This is a genomic window from Parasphingorhabdus sp. SCSIO 66989 (assembly GCF_032852305.1).
Classification (GTDB): domain Bacteria; phylum Pseudomonadota; class Alphaproteobacteria; order Sphingomonadales; family Sphingomonadaceae; genus Alterisphingorhabdus; species Alterisphingorhabdus coralli.
In genome coordinates this window covers 2,644,627-2,661,695 of sequence record NZ_CP136594.1, presented here as the reverse complement: position 1 = coordinate 2,661,695, position 17,069 = coordinate 2,644,627, and the positions used below count along the sequence as shown (strand labels likewise).

17 protein-coding genes and 1 tRNA gene are annotated in these 17,069 nt (G+C 52.6%); 11 read left to right on the top strand and 7 right to left on the bottom strand.

Annotated features, from left to right (window positions below; all coding sequences use genetic code 11):
* The first annotated feature begins 31 nt into the window (after window positions 1–31).
* Genes RB602_RS12530 through RB602_RS12520 form a run of 3 tightly spaced genes read left to right on the top strand, consistent with a single transcriptional unit; the run spans window position 32 to window position 2,268 of the window.
* Complete coding sequence (locus RB602_RS12530) at window positions 32–1,150, top strand: MBL fold metallo-hydrolase (RefSeq protein WP_317080923.1); 1,119 nt, start codon at window positions 32–34, stop codon at window positions 1,148–1,150.
* Between the two features lie 15 nt (window positions 1,151–1,165).
* Window positions 1,166–1,915 (top strand): peroxiredoxin family protein, encoded by a 750-nt coding sequence (locus tag RB602_RS12525; protein WP_317080922.1) that lies wholly within the window; start codon window positions 1,166–1,168, stop codon window positions 1,913–1,915.
* Between the two features lie 47 nt (window positions 1,916–1,962).
* Complete coding sequence (locus RB602_RS12520) at window positions 1,963–2,268, top strand: YciI family protein (protein WP_317080921.1); 306 nt, start codon at window positions 1,963–1,965, stop codon at window positions 2,266–2,268.
* A 522-nt stretch (window positions 2,269–2,790) separates the two neighbouring features.
* Here RB602_RS12520 and RB602_RS12515 read toward each other — a convergent pair.
* Window positions 2,791–3,733, bottom strand: a protein-coding gene (locus RB602_RS12515) for an IS630 family transposase (RefSeq protein ID WP_317080531.1) whose coding sequence is annotated in 2 segments (ribosomal slippage) — window positions 2,791–3,396 and window positions 3,398–3,733 — 942 coding nt in all. Because the reading frame shifts where the segments join, the coding sequence is not laid out codon by codon here.
* A gap of 282 nt (window positions 3,734–4,015) precedes the next feature.
* On the opposite strand from RB602_RS12515, the gene RB602_RS12510 reads away from it, so the two are divergent.
* From RB602_RS12510 to RB602_RS12495, 5 genes are all read left to right on the top strand, one after another.
* Window positions 4,016–5,122, top strand: coding sequence for a Fic family protein (locus RB602_RS12510; RefSeq protein ID WP_317080920.1), 1,107 nt, complete (start codon window positions 4,016–4,018; stop codon window positions 5,120–5,122).
* Window positions 5,123–5,245: 123 nt separating this feature from the next.
* Window positions 5,246–6,394: a tyrosine-type recombinase/integrase gene (locus RB602_RS12505; protein ID WP_317080919.1), complete on the top strand. Its 1,149-nt coding sequence runs from the start codon at window positions 5,246–5,248 to the stop codon at window positions 6,392–6,394.
* Window positions 6,375–7,031 carry a hypothetical protein gene (locus tag RB602_RS12500; RefSeq protein ID WP_317080918.1) on the top strand — a complete coding sequence of 219 codons (657 nt, stop codon included), beginning with the start codon at window positions 6,375–6,377 and terminating at the stop codon, window positions 7,029–7,031. The genes RB602_RS12505 and RB602_RS12500 overlap by 20 nt, the downstream gene beginning before the upstream one ends.
* A gap of 44 nt (window positions 7,032–7,075) precedes the next feature.
* Window positions 7,076–7,282, top strand: a complete 207-nt coding sequence (locus RB602_RS15410) for a helix-turn-helix transcriptional regulator (protein ID WP_406568361.1) — start codon at window positions 7,076–7,078, stop codon at window positions 7,280–7,282.
* Window positions 7,272–9,005 (top strand): AAA family ATPase, encoded by a 1,734-nt coding sequence (locus RB602_RS12495; protein ID WP_317080917.1) that lies wholly within the window; start codon window positions 7,272–7,274, stop codon window positions 9,003–9,005. The genes RB602_RS15410 and RB602_RS12495 overlap by 11 nt, the downstream gene beginning before the upstream one ends.
* A 26-nt stretch (window positions 9,006–9,031) precedes the next feature.
* Here RB602_RS12495 and RB602_RS12490 read toward each other — a convergent pair whose 3' ends face one another.
* On the bottom strand, window positions 9,032–9,256 hold the full coding sequence (locus RB602_RS12490; protein WP_317080916.1) for a hypothetical protein: 225 nt from the start codon (window positions 9,254–9,256) through the stop codon (window positions 9,032–9,034).
* Between the two features lie 282 nt (window positions 9,257–9,538).
* Window positions 9,539–10,171: a hypothetical protein gene (locus RB602_RS12485; protein ID WP_317080915.1), complete on the bottom strand. Its 633-nt coding sequence runs from the start codon at window positions 10,169–10,171 to the stop codon at window positions 9,539–9,541.
* A gap of 314 nt (window positions 10,172–10,485) precedes the next feature.
* Between RB602_RS12485 and RB602_RS12480 the strand changes: the two genes are divergently transcribed.
* Window positions 10,486–10,710, top strand: coding sequence for a DUF5818 domain-containing protein (locus tag RB602_RS12480; protein ID WP_317080914.1), 225 nt, complete (start codon window positions 10,486–10,488; stop codon window positions 10,708–10,710).
* 118 nt (window positions 10,711–10,828) lie between these two features.
* Here the strand turns inward: RB602_RS12480 and RB602_RS12475 are convergent, their stop codons facing one another.
* The 4 genes from RB602_RS12475 to folK all read right to left on the bottom strand — a co-directional run bounded on the left by RB602_RS12475 (window position 10,829) and on the right by folK (window position 14,725).
* A complete protein-coding gene (locus RB602_RS12475) occupies window positions 10,829–12,508 on the bottom strand; it encodes an ATP-binding protein (RefSeq protein ID WP_317080913.1) in 1,680 nt (559 codons plus the stop codon).
* A 39-nt stretch (window positions 12,509–12,547) separates the two neighbouring features.
* Window positions 12,548–13,687, bottom strand: coding sequence for a DNA cytosine methyltransferase (locus RB602_RS12470; protein WP_317080912.1), 1,140 nt, complete (start codon window positions 13,685–13,687; stop codon window positions 12,548–12,550).
* Window positions 13,688–14,049: 362 nt separating this feature from the next.
* Window positions 14,050–14,125, bottom strand: a tRNA-Lys gene (locus tag RB602_RS12465).
* A 57-nt stretch (window positions 14,126–14,182) separates the two neighbouring features.
* The gene (folK, locus tag RB602_RS12460; protein ID WP_317080911.1) at window positions 14,183–14,725 is read right to left on the bottom strand and encodes a 2-amino-4-hydroxy-6-hydroxymethyldihydropteridine diphosphokinase; all 543 of its coding nucleotides are present in this window, start codon (window positions 14,723–14,725) and stop codon (window positions 14,183–14,185) included.
* A 23-nt stretch (window positions 14,726–14,748) separates the two neighbouring features.
* On the opposite strand from folK, the gene RB602_RS12455 reads away from it, so the two are divergent.
* Window positions 14,749–15,411, top strand: coding sequence for a uracil-DNA glycosylase (locus tag RB602_RS12455; protein ID WP_317080910.1), 663 nt, complete (start codon window positions 14,749–14,751; stop codon window positions 15,409–15,411).
* A 133-nt stretch (window positions 15,412–15,544) separates the two neighbouring features.
* A complete protein-coding gene (locus RB602_RS12450) occupies window positions 15,545–17,032 on the top strand; it encodes a SulP family inorganic anion transporter (protein ID WP_317080909.1) in 1,488 nt (495 codons plus the stop codon).
* The last annotated feature ends 37 nt before the right edge of the window (window positions 17,033–17,069 follow it).

Sequence of the window (17,069 nt, the reverse complement as noted above, 5' to 3'; positions counted from 1 at the left end):
AATGGTCGGGTCGCGTCGCTAAGCTTCTGGCATGTCCTATGCCGAAGACAGCAAGCGGTATCGCGCCAAGAAAAGTAAGCATCCCATTCGTCGGCTTATCGCTTTCATCTTACTCATTTTGCTCGGTGTGGCTGGCTATCTTCTTTACACAGCAGACCCGATACTCGACAGGCCATTGCGTTCATTGGCGGAAAGCCGATTAGGCAAGGTTCATCCCTATATAGCGGATAATAGTGGCCTTCGTGCTTTTGTCTGCGGCAGCTCGTCGCCGATCGCCACATGGGACCGTGCAAAAACCTGTATCGGTGTCATCGCTGACGGAGAGATTCTTCTATTCGATGTCGGCGCAGGCGCGATCCGCAACATTGAGAATTGGGGCTTGGGCGCGCAGCATATTTCGCGCGTTTTTCTGACACATTTTCACTCCGACCATCTGGGCGACCTGGATGAAGCCAATGTGCAGGGTTGGATTTGGGGGCGAAGAGAGCCGCTCCATGTCCATGGACCGGTCGGTGTGGATCGCGTTGTCAAAGGCTATAATCAAGCCCTGGGTCTCGATTATGGGTATCGCAATACATATGGCACAGAGCGGTTTCTGCCTATGCGCGGTGCTTTGATGCTTGCCCATGCCGCTGAACCACGGCCCGGAGATACGGTTGAAGTTTATCGCAAGGGCAAGCTGGTCGTTGAGGCCTTTCTGGTCGATCATTCACCGGTTGAGCCTGCCTTTGGATATCGTATTCACTATGGGGATCGCACCGTTCTTGTTTCGGGCGACACGCGGCGATCGGCGACATTGGAAAGGCTCGCTCGGAATGCCGATATTCTCTTCCACGAAGCGCAATCGGCGCGCCTGTCACGGCTGATGGCCGAGGCTGCTGCGCGCAAGTCGGACGAGCGCATATCATACGTCATGTCAAAGGCGGGGGATTATCATAGCGCTGCCGAGGATTTTGGCGAGATTGCGCACAATACCAAGGTTCGCAAACTGGTCATGTATCATCTCGCTCCGCCTCCCGATCAATGGCTGATGCAACGGGTCTTTCTGCGCGGTATGCCGGGCAATGTGCTCCTGGCCGAAGATGGCTTGGTGTTTACCCTGATCCCGGGCGAGACTGGCGTTGACCAAGATATGATTGAACCCCTTTAGCGATCGAGACCGGCAATGGCGAATAGCTATAATTATGAGAGATTTGACAATAAGGTTTATGGCCCGATCCCGTTCGCGTTGCATTCGCCGAAAATAGGTGAGTGTGCGACAGATTTTACCGCGCGCCGTTTTGACGGCAGCGCGGTGCGGCTCTCGGATTTCAAGGGTAAGCGTATTGTTCTAGAAACGGGAAGCATGACCTGCCCAATGTTTGGCGGGAATATTGATCCGATGAACCGGGTTGCTGATCGTTACGCTGATGATCCGAACACGGTTTTCCTTCTGCTTTATACCCGCGAGGCGCATCCTGCGCCGAAATTTCCGGCGCATCGTGATGATGCACATAAACTGGAAACGGCGCGGCTTGTTGAACCGCTTCTCGCGCAAAACCGCATCGTAATGATTGACGATGTAGTCGGTACGGCACATCGCCAATGGGGCGAGTTCCCCAACTCGCTCTGGCTGATCGATGAAGAGGGTATTGTCCGCTATCGGTCTGACTGGAATCATGTCGATGTCTTGGAGACATTGCTGGAAGCCAACGATCTTGATGCTGAAGTCGCAAAGCTCGGTGAGCATAACATGCCCAATTTCAAGCCCACCAAAATCTTCCCCTGGCTGTGGGAAAAGTCCGGATGGTTGAGCATCTGGGACATGATCAAGCAATTGCCGTGGATGCGCACACGCCATCAGGAAGTGCACCGCATGTATGACGGCATTCAATATATGGAAGGCAGCAATGGCAGAGCCGGAAGCTGTTTTTAATGGTAGCCGCCTACCGTTTTCATCTTTTGTATTAATGGAGAAAATGCATGTTCTTCTGCGCCAAAACAACCATGTCTGACAAAACACCAACGGATGAAGAACGCGACGCGCATCGCGCCTATCTGAAACAGAAGAGCGCTCAATTGCTTGCGGCAGGCCCTACATTTGATACTGACAGCGAAAAACCTGAGGGTTCGATCATGCTATTTGAAGCCGAGGATTGGGAAGCAGCCAAAGCCTTTGTTGAAGACGACCCTTTTTTCAAGGCGGGGATGCGGTCTGACATCAAGCTATTTGCCTGGCACCCAGGTGGATATGCGCGCACATTCCCTATTGATGCGAAGTCAATCTAGACAGTCGAGACATCATCTCAGCAATGTCAAAAATCACGAAAAATATGGTGAGCCCTGCTGGGTTCGAACCAGCGACCTACTGATTAAAAGTCGCACTTCAAGTCCAATCAAGCCATTGAAAATAGACGCATATTCTCCATAATTTCTTGAAATTCGGACTCTTTGGGGTATCAAACCGTTTCAGGTCTTTTCAGGCTCTTTCACACAAACAAAGGCGTCTGATGCCCGTGTGCTACCCATGCATCACGAAGTTTATTGAAGTCCAATTTTCTAGAAAATATCGCGTGGTATCTGGTGCGACACCAGGTAGGGGGAGCCTATCCAAAGAACCCCCGGTTGTTGATACATAACACGGCGTATATTCTGTGTCAGGCAAAATCCCAAGATCGCCAATCTACGCCAAGAGGTGTATTAAGGCTTCATGAGAACATTCGATACCACTTCAGCCATGAAAGAGCGCCAGAATCTTCGTAACCTGATTCTAGAAGGCGCGCGCTCTCCCGCAACTAGACTCTTTTTCATTTAGATTGAAGCATATCCTGAGTTTCTGAGATAGTTGGCGCATTCTTGCGGAGAGAAGGTATCGAGCAGTTTCCCGATGCGCTGCCATGTTGCTTCGACGGATCGCTCTTTGGCTTTACGCAACAGGGTTTTCAGCTTGGCAAAGGCCTGTTCGATAGGGTTGAGGTCTGGACTGTAGGGTGGGAGGAAGAACAGTCTGGCACCTACACTGCGGATTGCCCTGCGCACGGCCTGTCCCTTGTGGCTACCCAGATTGTCCATGATGACGATGTCACCAGGTGAGAGTGTAGGCACAAGGAACTGCTCGACATAAGCAGTAAAGAGTTGGCCGTTAATTGGCCCGTCAATGACGCATGGCGCATCGATGCGATCATGGCGCAGAGCGGCAAGGAATGTCAGTGTACGCCAACTGCCGAAGGGCGCACGAGGGATCAGCTTGCTGCCGCGCGGTGCCCAGCCGCGTAGCGGTGTCATGTTGGTCTTGGTCCAGGTCTCGTCGATGAAGACGAGGCGCTTGGGATCAAGTCGGCCTTGATATTTCTTCCATTGTGCCCGCCGCCGCGCCACTTTTGGCCGCAGTTGCTCGATGGCGAAGAGACTTTTTTTTGAAGCTGAGACCGGCCGAACGAACCATCCGCCAAACCGAAGCCGGGCTGGTGACGATGCCGCGCTCGGACAGTTCTGCCGTCAGTTGGTAAAGGGTCAGATCAGGCTGAGCCTGCAACCGCTCGATGATAAACGACCGGTGCGGCTCAAGCTGACGCTTGCGATAACCACCCATGCGCCGGGCAGCAGCGCTACCCTCCCGGCGACGGCGCTGTGACCACTTCACCACACTGGCCACACTCACACCAAACAAATCAGCAACCTCTCGGCAGCTGCGTCCCGAAACCACCGCAGCAGCTGCGCGCTCTCGTAGATCGTCAGAATAAGCTCGTGCCATAACTGCTGGCCTCCTTGCCCAGCCAGCAGCTTGAATCACAAATATCGAAAAAAGGGAATCCCCAGATTCAATCTAAATGAAAAAGACTCTAAGGTTGCCAACGATGCTTATTTCGCCGAGCTGCGCAAACGCATCAACCGGCCCGCACATTGAACTGGACGTCTGCTATCCTTGAAGACCTTTCGGGCAAATCGCTTGAGCGGATTATTTGATCGATAAATAGATGTTTTATAGATCATATAATGCTGTTATAAAGATCGATAAGAAAGGTCCTTATCGATCATGCAATGGAACTGGCAACAACCGGATTGGCCGAATTTCGACTATGATGCCGCAGCTTTACAGGCAGCAGAAGAACGCTTTCTGAAAGGTGCGGGCGTTGTTGTCGGCGCTATGCTTCATGCGGATGGCGAAGAAAAAGACGCGCTGACGATTGAGCTGATCGCACAGGAGACCGTGGACAGTTCGGCCATTGAAGGCGAGGTTCTGGATCGGGCCAGCGTTCAATCTTCGCTGGCGCGGCATATGGGAATTCGTGCCGAGCATCGACGTGCAAATGCTGCCGAAACGGGGGCCGCAGAGCTGATGGCCAACCTTTACCAGACCTATGACGATCCCATCTCAGATCAGTTATTGTTCGATTGGCATTCCATGCTGATGGCAGGCCGGCGCGACCTGAACGATATCGGGCGATATCGAACCCAGAGTGATCCGATGCAGATCGTTTCTGGTGCTCTCCATGCGCCGCGTGTTCATTATGAGGCACCTCCATCCGATGCGGTACCGCAAGAGATGCATGGCTTCATTGCATGGCTCAACCAGACGGCACCCACAGGAGCCAAGCCTTTACCCGCGATCACACGCGCCGGGATTGCTCACCTTTGGTTCGAGTCTATCCATCCCTTTGAGGACGGTAATGGCCGTATCGGTCGAGCAATTGCAGAAAAAGCGCTGGCGCAGACAATCGAAGCACCCACACTGACCGCGCTCGCCGAAACCATCCATCGCCATCGCAAAGACTATTATGCGCAATTGCAGCGCGCCAGCCAGTCCAACCAGCTAGATGATTGGCTGTCATGGTTTGCGGATATTGTGCTGGCAGCCCAGGAACGGACTCTTACCCGCATTCGCTTTCTGATCGAAAAAACGCGTTTGCTTGACCGTTTGCGCGGCCAGATAAACGAGCGACAGGAAAAGGCGCTTATCCGAATGTTCGCCGAAGGCCCCGACGGCTTTGCAGGCGGCTTGAGCGCAAAGAACTATCGCACGATCACCGATGCAACCACCGCGACGGCGACACGTGATCTGGCTGACCTTGTGAGGCTTGGCGCATTGCGACGGGAGGGTGAGAGAAAATCGACCCGATATTATTTAGCAATCGGTGAATGAGCGGTCTCTTTGCCAGATCACAACAGATCGCACCTTTCCATTTCAGGCTCTCCACCAGCTAGGGTTTTCTTTGAGATTTGGCCAAATAGGTGATTATTAGATTGTCATCAAAAGGTGATGACAATGAAGAAAACCCTTACAAACAAGACGGTGCTGGCCTTGAAACCAAAGGCCAAACGCTATGATGTTCGCGATGTCTATCTCCCCGGATTTGGCGTGAGGGTTACGCCAGAGGGTCGTAAATCCTTCTATGCGACCTATCGCTATGGCATCCGACAGCGTCGCCAAACGCTCGGCACTTATCCGATTGTCACGCTTGCTGAAGCGCGGGAAAGGGCGCTGGATACCTTTCGCAAGGTCGAACAAGGCATTGATCCGCAAAATGTTCGACGCAGCGAGTTTATGACGCTCAGCGACGGTGTGGACGCATTCATCCGGCAATATGCCAAACCGCAGAACAAATGCTGGAAAGAAACCAACCGCGCTTTGAAGCGCGAGCTGGTCAGCCGCTTTGGCGAGCGGGATGTCAAACAGGTTACCCGCGCCGATATATTGGAAGCGGTCGATGCGGCCGTTGAGCGCGGATCGAACTATCAGGCCAATCGGCTGGTGTCCTACACGAGACGCATGTTTAACTGGTTCGTGGAACGCGGGATTGTCGAGGCTAGCCCGATGATAGGCGTCAAGGCCCCTCGGCGTGAGAAGCCACGCGACAGAGTGATGAGTGACGATGAACTGAAGCGGGTCATCCAAGCCTGCCGTGAAGAGCCGTTTCCCTTTGGCCCCTATATCCTCATCCTTATGGCTACCGCGCAGCGACGCAGTGAAGTTGCCAATATGCGCTGGTCAGAGATCAATTTTGACAATCAAGTTTGGGAGATATGCGCAGAGCGATCCAAAAACGGCAAGCCACATAATGTCTCGCTTACACCTTTTGCGATCAGCATATTGAAGGCTCTGCCTCGCTTTATCGATTGCGATCTGGTGTTCACTACCACGCGCACCACACCAATCAGTGGTATCACCAAGATGCACAAGCGTATCTGCGAGAATTCCGGTACAACAGGCTGGCGGCTGCATGACCTTCGCCGCACCGCTGCGACCAATATGGCCAAAATGAAAATACCGCCGCATGAGATTGAGCGGGTGCTGAACCATGTATCTGGCACGATTTCCGGTGTAGCTGCGGTGTATAACCGTTATGGCTATGAGGATGAAAAACGCGATGCGTTGGTGAAGTGGGGAGAGTTTCTTGAGCAGCTTGAACAGTAACATTTCTGCGAATGCACGTCAGATATCCCTTGCCGATGCTGCCGACATTATAGGCAGACGGTTTCATCATGAAGACTGGAAATCCGACGATCCGTTTGCTCTGGAAAATGGCATAGATCAAGCACCAGATCGGGAGGCTTGGACACGCGCTCGTCATGTTCAGGACGAACTCACATCCTACGTCACGGGAGGCTGGGTGACGGCCTATGCTCTGGCTGATGATGGGGTCAGTTTTACCAAGCTTCCGATGGAGTGGCTCACAAATCCATCCTTTGCTCTCAATATTCGAACCGGCTGTTTCATGGTCCATATCGATCAGTGGGAACAAATCTGGTTTGACCGCCCCGAACTACTCAATGCGCTCCCAAAGGCTGGTCAGCCACGTCAGAAACACACTTTCGAATGGGATAAGATTATCCATGAAGGTTGGATGTTTGCGCTTCGGCAGGAAACCGTGCCGATCAAAGCCGAGATAGTACGGCACCTAGGTTCATGGTGCCCTGAAAACAAACAGGCCGTGCCGGATGGCTCGCTATTGGCCAAAGTTGCTAAAACCATTGTTGATTTTCTCACCGAGAACAAAACAGGGTGGGAAAATTTGAAAATGAAAAGGCTCGAAGCCAAAGCCAATGAATAGTGACAATTGGCTGGGTTCCAACGCACAGCAAAGGAACCCGAATTATGAGTCACACACTGCTTACCCTTGTCGATTTGCGGCGAAGGGGAATTAAACTCAGCAATACAACGATGCTCAGAATGGAGGCGCAAGGTGCCTTCCCCAAGCGCCGTTACCTCACACCTCGAACAGTCGTATGGTGCCAAAGCGAGATTGACGCCTTCCTAACCGAACTGATCGGCGAAGAGGGAGGCGAAGCCAATGGCTTATAAACCCCGCCTCTCGAAACGTGCGCGCAAGAAAATGCGTGCTGCTCGCCGCATGGTATCCGACAAGATCGGTGTGATCGCCATCAAGCACAGGTCGAAGAAACCCGATACACGTTTCTCTCCAAAAGGTAGCCACAGCGCCACCCTGGACCTTGATCTTATTGAAAGCTGGTTGCTCGAAGATGACAGGATCAACCTTGCTGCTGTTGTCCGTGAGACTGATTATCTGGTGGTGGATATTGATGGCCGGAAGGGTGAGAAGGCAGCAAAGAAGCTCGGTCCCTTGCCAAAGACCCTGATGGTCATAACGCCCAATGGGCGGCACCTTTACTATCGCCATGGCCGGAAGGTGAAAGGCAGTCGGATCGGGCTAGGCCCAGAACTCGATATCATCGCATCGGGCTATACGCTCTTGCCTGAAAGCGATCACCCTGACGGCGGGCGTTATGAGGCAGAAAATCTCAACCACAATATCGTGCGCCTGCCCGCGAAGACGATTACGGCGATCAATGGCAGTGGAAACACCAATGACGAACAGTCCGACCCCGACGAGCCATCAGGAGGAATTGCCAAAGGTGGACGGGACAATGCACTAACCAGTATTGGGGGCGCGGTTCGGCGTCAGGGTTATGGCGCCGATTTTATCATCACAGTGCTCAATGCAATTAATGAAGTCCATTGTGAGCCGCCTCTATTGGCCAAACAGGTGCGCAAGATCGCCCGCAGCGTTGGACGCTATGAACCGGCGGATGCTGATCTGTTTGCAGAGATGGCGGATGTGAAACCACGAAAGGTGGATTACGCATGGTTCCCCTATCTGGTGCGCGGGGCGGTCAATCTGCTCGAAGGCGATCCGGGAACGGGCAAAACCTATCTGCTGTGCACCATTGCTGCCTGCTTCTCGGCGGGCATAACCTTGCCGGGTCAGACAAAGGCAAGGCCGACCAACGTCCTATTCATGAGCGCGGAGGATGATACCGACACCACCCTTGTGCCGCGTCTGTTGCGACTGGGCGCGGATATCTCGCGCATCACATACACGACGCGATACTTCCGGCTGGAAGAGGAGGCGCTGGGATGGATCGAAAAGCATGTGACTGAAAAAGGCGTGACTGTGGTCATTCTCGACCCATTGCTTGCCTATATGCAGGGCGGTATTGATATGAACAAAGCCAATGAGACGCGGCCCTTTATGGCGCGGCTGTCTGAATTGGCGAAGCGCACCAATATCACCATCATCGGATTGCGGCATCTCACCAAGGGTGGGAAGGACAAAGCCATCTATCGCGGTCTGGGTTCCATCGACATCACCGCTGCGGCGCGTTCAGCACTAATGCTTGGATTGCATCCAGAGGATCCGGATGTGCGGGTGATGATGCATATCAAGCACAACCTGTCCGAACGCGGCCCATCGCTTGCTTATCAGCTTGAGGACGGCGATTACAGCAAGGGCAAAGTGCCCAAACTTAAATGGCTAGGTGAAGTCGATATTCAGCCTGAGGATTTGGCTCCAGCCACTGGGCAGGCTGGTCGCCCAGATGATGCTAGAAAATCCGCTATGACGTTCCTCAAACAATATCTGGCTGGAGGTTCCAAACCGGTCAGCGTGGTATTGCTCGCAGGGGAAAAACGATCTTTCTCCGAGCGCACCTTACGCCGTGCGGCCAAGGATATTGGCGTCGTGAAGGAAGGGAGGAACTGGAAAATTGCCAAAAAGTCCCTGTAGGATGATTTTGGCAATTTCCGAGTAAGTCAGTCGTTCAGAGGCGTTGAAAGCGCCTTTTTCGCTTCAATAAGCGCCTTTGAACCTTTGGCCCATTGCCATGGATGACGCGGCACGTGTGTTTCTTTCAAGGCCGGATATTCATCCTTCTTTGAAACGGCGAGCCGCAGCATCATTCGCGCCTCGCGTGGTTTGATCTTCATCTCGCTGCAAAGATCAGCAAGGGTGATGATCGTCGTCGCTTTGGTTGGCATAATTGTCTCCTTGTTTGATCGACGATCATCTCAATAAGATTGGATTCCAGCGCTTGTCAGGAAAAACCCCAGTGCCGATATGGGATTTCTCCAATGTCGCCGAACTACTGATTCCGACGGTGTGTCTCGGATTGCCTTGGATATCGCAACAGTTTTGCCCAGACCCGACCCACTGATTTCAAATGAGGCCATCGCAGAGCCTTGGAGCGCACTTTGGCGTGTCTTGCCATTCTCCAAATTGGGCGTTGGGTATCCAGCGGGTAGCAGACCTGCCGGTTGCCTTTATCGGGTATCACCAACCATTGCGCTCAGCTTCTCGTGATATAATTCGCGGGCTTCGCGTTTTGCCTGTTTGAGGGCCTGCACCTTGCTATAGCGCTTCCGACCGCGTGGACGGGCATAACGGTTGTCTCCCTCCACCTGCCTATACAGCTTGCGGACCTTGCGGCGGGATCGGGATAGGTCATCTTCGCTTTGGCTTGCATAGGTCAGCTTATGGGCTTTGCGTGAGGCGAATATGCCATCAACGAGAAATAGCTGCTCGCATCGTATGCCTATCAACGGACACAGAAAGTAGCAGCGATAGCCGCCATAGGGGCATGGGACACATTCAATTGCTGCACGTTGGGCAGCGACATCCCCAGCTATGCGGATCGAAGCATCGTCAGGATCGCTCAAATCGATAAAAATTCGCTCCTCAAGCAGCGTTAGGTCCTGATTTTGCCATCGCAGCATGTCATATGTGCATTCACCGGGCTTTAGCAGCCCAGCGCGCTTCAGCACGCGCATGTCGATGACAGGAAACTGCTCGACTGCACCGCGATGGACGCTGCGTTTCCGCCCGGAATTGATACCGCCCATAATGGCTTCTTTCTGTTGCTGAAACTGGGTGATTATACGAAATAGTCTGGCCAAGATCAGGCAAAACCCCGGCTATGCAGCTTTCCATTGCCTATAAGAGCGACCTGTCCCATACAGCTTGGTGATGCCGCCACGCACGGCATTGGGGCGTAGTAACCCCGACAGAGACGGTTGGACTGCCCGTAGCAGTCCGACACATCCTTGACCCTATGGTCGGGGAGCCTGCGACGTATGTCCAGGGCTCTCGGGCCTAAAGGTCGTAGGGACCGATCTCTGTCGGTTTACTAACTCCCCGATCACCAGAGGATCAGGTGTGAAGTCGAAAGCGGGGGCGTACCGCCATCGACTTTACGGGGGAGATACCCGACATGCCGATGGGAACACGCCACACGGTGACGGGCATATTGCGCCGGTCGCGATATGGCCTCTACGCACTGGAAGTGGATGGAGGCGGTGTCTGGCAGCTCGATTGCGGTTGGGGCTGGAAAGCGCGCAAGCTTGTTGGGCAAAAGGTGACTGTTGAGGGTACGAGAGGCGGCTTTGATCTGCTTTTTGTGGACATGCTTTGGTTGGGTGGAAGCGTTGGAAACTAAGGATATGAGCTAGGTTAAGAAGCGGCTTGTGTTACAGATGCAGCTGGTCCGTTTACTTGCTAAATTGGAAATCATCCAACTTTATTGGTTTTGTTTTTGGTAAGCGAACTTGCTAAGGCTACGAGCCAAGAAGGTGCAATAAGCCTTGCAATACTTCATCTCTAACAATCCTTACTTTGCCTGCATCAACGATTCCTCCTTCCTCATGAACCACACCGTTTAACGTTTTAAGGTGTTGAGAGAATTTCTGGCAGGAGAGTTTGCAAACTCTTGCATGAGCGTCAGGGAAAACGTCGCTATTATGATCGCACCAAACAAGCATGTCGCCCAACAGCGGTGAATAGTTTTTCCGTTTCTTATCGGAAATGCTTTGGCCGGGCTCGAGCTTGTTGTCCAAAATAGCATTTCGCATTTCCGTATATCGTTTTTGCCGTTGCAAAAAGTCTCGAAGCGCAGCTTCAAAAACAACCCTCAAAATGATAGCAGATGCATAGGGGTATTCAGTGATTTTGAGGCGCTCGCAGTCATGAACCAGACCCGCTAGTCTAGGCTTTTTGGAAGCGAATGCGTTGTTTTGAGGAAGTACTGTATCTATTGAACTGAGCTGGGATTTAGTGGCTGTGCCTTCTAATACGTCTTTTGCTGTCGGTGCTTTAGATTTACTGCTGGTTTTGCCTGATGACTTCGATGATTTTCCACCACCAGTACCAGTACGCCTAGCCAGAGGGGTTTTGTTCCTGTATCCTTGCGCAATAGTTTGTAACTTAATCAAAATTTCGGAGTAAATTTCGCTGTTTTCCCTTATGTCGGACTTTCGTGTGTTCCAGGGCAACAGCGATGGGTCTTCAGATCGAAAGTGTAACCAGCCAACAAATCCACTATATTCGTTGTGCCAATTTGTTGTCCAACCCGTTTTGTACCCTTGGTCGTGAAGAACAATGACACGATCATTGCACACCACATACCAGCCATAGTCAGCTGCAATTGCTTTGTGAACTTTTAGATTGTTCGGGTCTGCGCCTATTGTCCCTTTGGCGGTTTTGCCAAATCGATACTTCTCGTGGACGCCGGCAACAATCTCTACATCTACACCGTGAGCTCTGAAACTTTCTGAGTGTAAGGGTATGTAATCATTTTCCACTGGTTGCGGTGCAAAAGCACCCACCTGTTTGCCATCAACTTTAATTTCCAGACCCTTCCGAATGAACAATCCATATCTTCTACCGATATTTTCAACCAAGGTTTCTTTCCAGCGAATCGAGTCTATGTCTCGCTTCGTGTCTGCAGAAACATCCTGAACTTCGATTTTGGTAAATTTGGTGCTGGTTGAAGCTCTTTTTGTAGCTGGCAATTTTAGGTCATTTGCTTTGTCAAGATCGCTCCTTGTGAATTTCAGCGTAAGTAACGCGTTTCCATCATCTGTTGTTATCTGACAGCTACTACCCAGCTTTAGTATTGCTCGCTTTAGTCCGACTCCAAAATGCCCGATACCGAAGGAGTGATGGGACTTAAAACCAGCTCTGAAGGCACGTTTGGAAAAGTTATCCTCTGACATTCCAGAGCAGTTGTCCTCGACAATTATACTTTTCGAGCTCAAGGAAAGCTCGATTTTACAACCACTATAATCGCTAGGAACGTCACTTTCCTCTACCTTAATAGCACTGCGAGCTGCATCTATAGAATTGTCTATAAGATCAAATACACATTCCGCAGTTTCAATATCAGCCGTCATATAATCAAATAAATAAGACGGCGCGGGAGCAAACTGGACTTCGATTTCAGATTTATCTTCAACCATGATTTTCCTGCCGATGAGAAAGGAAAGTAATCTTGGGCTTTATGCGGCAACGCGTAAAGTAGAATTTGAATGTAAAAGTGAAAGAACAGCTTGGCTTACGATTGGAGATACACTGTTGCCAATCATTCTAAAGCTATGCCATTTGGTAGGGTGGAATACAAACCAATCTGGGAAACCCTGTAGTCGGGCGGCTTCACGCACTGTTATAACCCGGGGTTGTGTCGGGTGTATCGGGCGCATCGCTTGGAAGCTCCCTTTGTCTGCTCCAGTACCAGCGCGGAGAGTTGGGCATTGCCCGTTCCACGCGAGCTTCGGGTAGCGACTTATTGGTTCAATAACCCCTTGTTCTGTTTCTATGAAACGATCCATTACTTCTTGGCTATGTTTGGTGGTAAACAACCCCGATAAGCGCCCTTGCGTAAGCTCTGTTAGCGCATTGTGCCAGCCAAGATTCTGACCTGGCATTGATCGACATTTATACGCGTACTCGGAAAGCTTATCGCCATTTGATGGAGCAAAACGAGACCATCCGTAGTCCGCACGATCTTTTGACATCGGTATCGGGGCAGGTAGGTCGCTAATTGCTTCTCTCACAGTCACTTTTCTAGCAGATTTGAGTTTCTCGAGACCGGCAACACCGAAACAATCAACATCACGTTTGTCGTAACCAACAACAATTACTCGCCTTCGCTTTGTAGGAGCTCCTAGATCAGCTGCGTTAACAACAATCGGTCCAACGACATTGTAGTAGTTCGGTAAGCCATCGAGAGCATTCTCAAGAAACCCTATGTTGACTTCATCCATTAAGCCTTCAACGTTCTCCATCACAAAAGCGCGAGGTTTGAGCAGTCGAACATGCCGGAAATAGTGACCTACCAAAGTGTTACGAGGGTCATTTTTTTGTCTTAGGCCTATGCGGCTGAATCCCTGACATGGTGGGCCACCAATGAGAAGATCAAGCCTTGGCTTGCCCCGCCCAAGCAAAAAACTCCAAGCTGACCTGTCAAGTTGTTCTATGTCAGCTTGCATCGTCCAGGTTTTCGGAAAGTTGAGCTTGTAGGCGGATTGAAGATCGGAGTCATTGTCTACTGCGGCCAAAATTTTATATCCAGCCTGCTCCGCGCCTAAACCGAAGCCACCACAACCTGAAAAAAGATCGACGCACGTTAACTGTTCCATATCCATTTCCTTTGCGAAGGAATATCAATGGGTCAGTTATTTGAAGCCAATTTATAAAAATGTCGATCGCAAAATGCAGCAAAGGGAGAAATAACGTTCTAGGCGTAAGAAAATAATCCGAATTGCACTGTCTGTGAATCAATATTTCTTGAGACACTTGCCGTGTCAAAGTTGCTTCATAATGTCGCCAGTTTTGATGTCACGGTTTCGTGTGACAGAAACGAGGTTCGGTTATTACGCAAATATGCTATGCAAGCCATAAGGGGGTGGGAGTATTTTCGACTCTGGTACCCCACCGGTGCCCCAGCGATCTTTGGCGGCGCTCAGCACCGCCTTAATCATCCATAAATCATTGAAAAATATGGTGAGCCCTGCTGGGTTCGAACCAGCGACCTACTGATTAAAAGTCAGTTGCTCTACCGACTGAGCTAAGGGCCCGTTACCATGTGCAATGCCTATATTAGGCATGCGTTGATAGCGTTGCGAGGGCTTCCCCTAATGGTGTGGCTCGGATGGGTCAACCCGCTTTGGGCGGTTGCGGGCACGTTTATTGCGGGTTGCGAGTTGAGCAACGGTCCAGCCAGTTACCGGGTCGCGCCATTGGTTGGCTATTTGCTTTGCCGGTTTGAGGACGAAATCGCGGTCACGGAAGGCGGGGTGGGGGATGGTGAGGCTATCGGTGATCCATATCCCGCCGCTCCACAGGATGATGTCGAGATCAAGCACACGTGACGACCAGCGCCGCCTGTGTCTTGTGCCGAATTCACCTTCCATCTGCTTCAGATGGGTGAGCAGGGCGGGGGGCATGAGATGGGTTTCTATCAGCGCGGCGCTATTGGCATAGGTGCGCTGTGACGGGCCGATGGGGGCGCTGGTCATGATTGGTGCGGTTGCAACAAGGCGCAAGGCTCCCTTGTCCAAAGCTATTATTGCGGCGTTAAGCACTGTTTGCGGTAAGCCATAGCGCGGATGTCGTCGGTTGGAACCGAGCGCGATCAGATAGCGGTGTAGCCCAGATGTGGCGCTTGTTTCGTCCATCGCTGCGCCCTATCGCAAGCCGTGTGAGTGATACCAGTTCTTTTTCTGTGCTGCCCAAAGGGGCGGCTCCTGCCAATTGTCGTCGCTGTCCGCGGCTGGTGGCATTGCGGCGGGAAACGCGCAAGGAACACCCTGATTGGTGGAACCGGCCGGTTCCTGCCTGGGGTGATCCGGATGCCTGGCTGGTCGTAGTCGGGCTGGCACCGGGGATGCAGGGCGCGCACCGCACCGGGCGGGCATTTACCGGCGATGCCTCGGGCATAGTGTTGCATGCAGCCTTGGCACGGCAGGGGCTGAGCAATGGTCTTTATGATGCACGAGCGGATGACGGGCTGGTGCTGCATGGCGTGGCGATTGCCAATGTGATCCAGTGCCTGCCGCCACAGAACAAGCCATTGGGTGCAGAGGTGGCCAAGTGCAGCCGCTATTTTGCCAAGACGCTCAATGGCCTGCCCAAAGCTAAGGTGCTGCTGGCGCTGGGCAGCGTGGCGCATAAGGCGCTGGTGCGCGATGCCGGGCTGCTGCAAAAAGATGTGCCCTTTGCCCATGGCGCGCAATATCCGCTTCCCGATGGCCGCTGGTTGGTCAGTAGCTATCATTGTTCGCGCTATAATATGAATACCGGGCGGCTGACCGAGGGAATGCTGGATGATGTATTGCGTCAGGCGCAGACATTGATCGCTTGATTTCTGTTCAAGCGGCGTCCATTGGAGCGGCGAGGGCGCTATATTGCGCTGCACAAAATCATTCAGAATAGAGAATTACCGGGCCAGAACGAGGGCTGTAAGGCCAGTCGCTTCGGTCCCTTCAGGATATTTTATGGCAATTCATCGCAACTTTCGCCGCGACTGGCTCTCCAATCCGCGTACCGAGTTTCTCGCCGGGCTGGTGGTGGCGCTGGCGCTGATTCCCGAGGCTATTGGCTTTTCGATTATCGCCGGTGTTGATCCGAGAGTTGGGCTTTATGCCAGTTTCTCCATCGCGGTTATCATCGCGCTGGTGGGCGGACGTCCGGGGATGATCAGCGCCGCAACGGCGGCGGTTGCGGTGCTGGTGGGGCCTTTGGTGCGCGAGCATGGGGTCGATTATCTCTTCGCTGCGACCGTGTTGATGGGGGTGTTTCAGGGGATTGCCGGGCTGCTTCGGCTGGACCTGTTGATGCGTTTTGTTTCCCGCTCGGTGATTACCGGGTTTGTCAACGCGCTGGCGATCCTGATCTTTATGGCGCAATTGCCACAGCTGACGGGCGAAGCCTTTACCATTCCCACCTATGCGATGGTCGCGGCCGGGCTAATCATGATTTACGGCCTACCTTATGTCACGCGCGCTGTCCCCGCGCCGCTGGTGGCGATTATCGCGATTGCCGCGGTGGCGATCTATTTCCAGATTGATGTCATCACCGTGGGAGAGGTCGGCAAGCTCCCCGACAGCCTGCCCAGCTTTTATCTGCCCGATGTACCGCTGACTTTTGAAACTTTGCAGATTATCGCGCCCTATTCGCTTGCCATGGCGGCGGTTGGCCTGCTGGAATCCCTGCTGACCGCGTCGATTGTCGATGACATGACCGAGACGCGCAGCGACAAGCGGATGGAATGCTATGGTCAGGGCGTGGCTAATTTCGTTACCGGATTTCTCGGCGGTATGGGTGGCTGCGCGATGATTGGTCAGTCGGTGGTGAATATCACCTCGGGTGGCCGCCGTCGGCTCTCTACCTTTGTTGCCGGGGTGATGCTGCTGGTGCTCATCGTGGCACTTGGGAATTGGGTGGCGCTGATCCCGATGCCGGCGCTTGTCGCGGTGATGATCTTTGTCTCGATCAGCACCTTTCGCTGGCGCTCCTTCCTTGAAATCCGGCAGCATCCGCTGCCCTCCAATATCGTGATGCTGGCAACGGTCGGCGTGGTGGTGTGGACGCATGACCTCTCCATGGGGGTGCTGACCGGGGTGCTGCTCTCCGGCATATTCTTTGCCTATAAAGTGCGGCAATTGGTGCGGATCGAGGATGAGGTTGACGGCCGGACACATAGCTACCGCTTTGGTGGCGAGATATTTTTCGGCTCCGTCGATCTGCTCTATGAAGCGATGGAGTTTAACGAGGACGATATCGATACCGTGATCATCGATGTGCACGAAGCCCATTTCTGGGACATTTCCGCTTCAGGCATGTTGGAGAAGATCGTCGGCAGGCTGCAAAAAGAAGGCAAGCAGGTGCAGATTATCGGCCTCAATCAGGCGAGCGCGACGCTGGTCGAGAAGTTCTCCGAGCATGATCGGCCCTTTGAGAGCCTGGGTGTCATCGGGCATTAATGGCGTAGTTTTTACGCACGCTATTGTCATAAGCGAT

Coding starts and splice junctions, on each gene's coding strand:
- RB602_RS12450 (WP_317080909.1), top strand. CDS start 15,545: ATGGCAATTCATCGCAACTTTCGCCGCGACTGGCTCTCCAATCCGCGT.
- RB602_RS12525 (WP_317080922.1), top strand. CDS start 1,166: ATGGCGAATAGCTATAATTATGAGAGATTTGACAATAAGGTTTATGGC.
- RB602_RS12495 (WP_317080917.1), top strand. CDS start 7,272: ATGGCTTATAAACCCCGCCTCTCGAAACGTGCGCGCAAGAAAATGCGT.
- RB602_RS12530 (WP_317080923.1), top strand. CDS start 32: ATGTCCTATGCCGAAGACAGCAAGCGGTATCGCGCCAAGAAAAGTAAG.
- RB602_RS12490 (WP_317080916.1), bottom strand. CDS start 9,256: ATGCCAACCAAAGCGACGACGATCATCACCCTTGCTGATCTTTGCAGC.
- folK (WP_317080911.1), bottom strand. CDS start 14,725: ATGGACGAAACAAGCGCCACATCTGGGCTACACCGCTATCTGATCGCG.
- RB602_RS12480 (WP_317080914.1), top strand. CDS start 10,486: ATGCCGATGGGAACACGCCACACGGTGACGGGCATATTGCGCCGGTCG.
- RB602_RS15410 (WP_406568361.1), top strand. CDS start 7,076: ATGAGTCACACACTGCTTACCCTTGTCGATTTGCGGCGAAGGGGAATT.
- RB602_RS12470 (WP_317080912.1), bottom strand. CDS start 13,687: ATGGAACAGTTAACGTGCGTCGATCTTTTTTCAGGTTGTGGTGGCTTC.
- RB602_RS12520 (WP_317080921.1), top strand. CDS start 1,963: ATGTTCTTCTGCGCCAAAACAACCATGTCTGACAAAACACCAACGGAT.
- RB602_RS12505 (WP_317080919.1), top strand. CDS start 5,246: ATGAAGAAAACCCTTACAAACAAGACGGTGCTGGCCTTGAAACCAAAG.
- RB602_RS12475 (WP_317080913.1), bottom strand. CDS start 12,508: ATGGTTGAAGATAAATCTGAAATCGAAGTCCAGTTTGCTCCCGCGCCG.
- RB602_RS12510 (WP_317080920.1), top strand. CDS start 4,016: ATGCAATGGAACTGGCAACAACCGGATTGGCCGAATTTCGACTATGAT.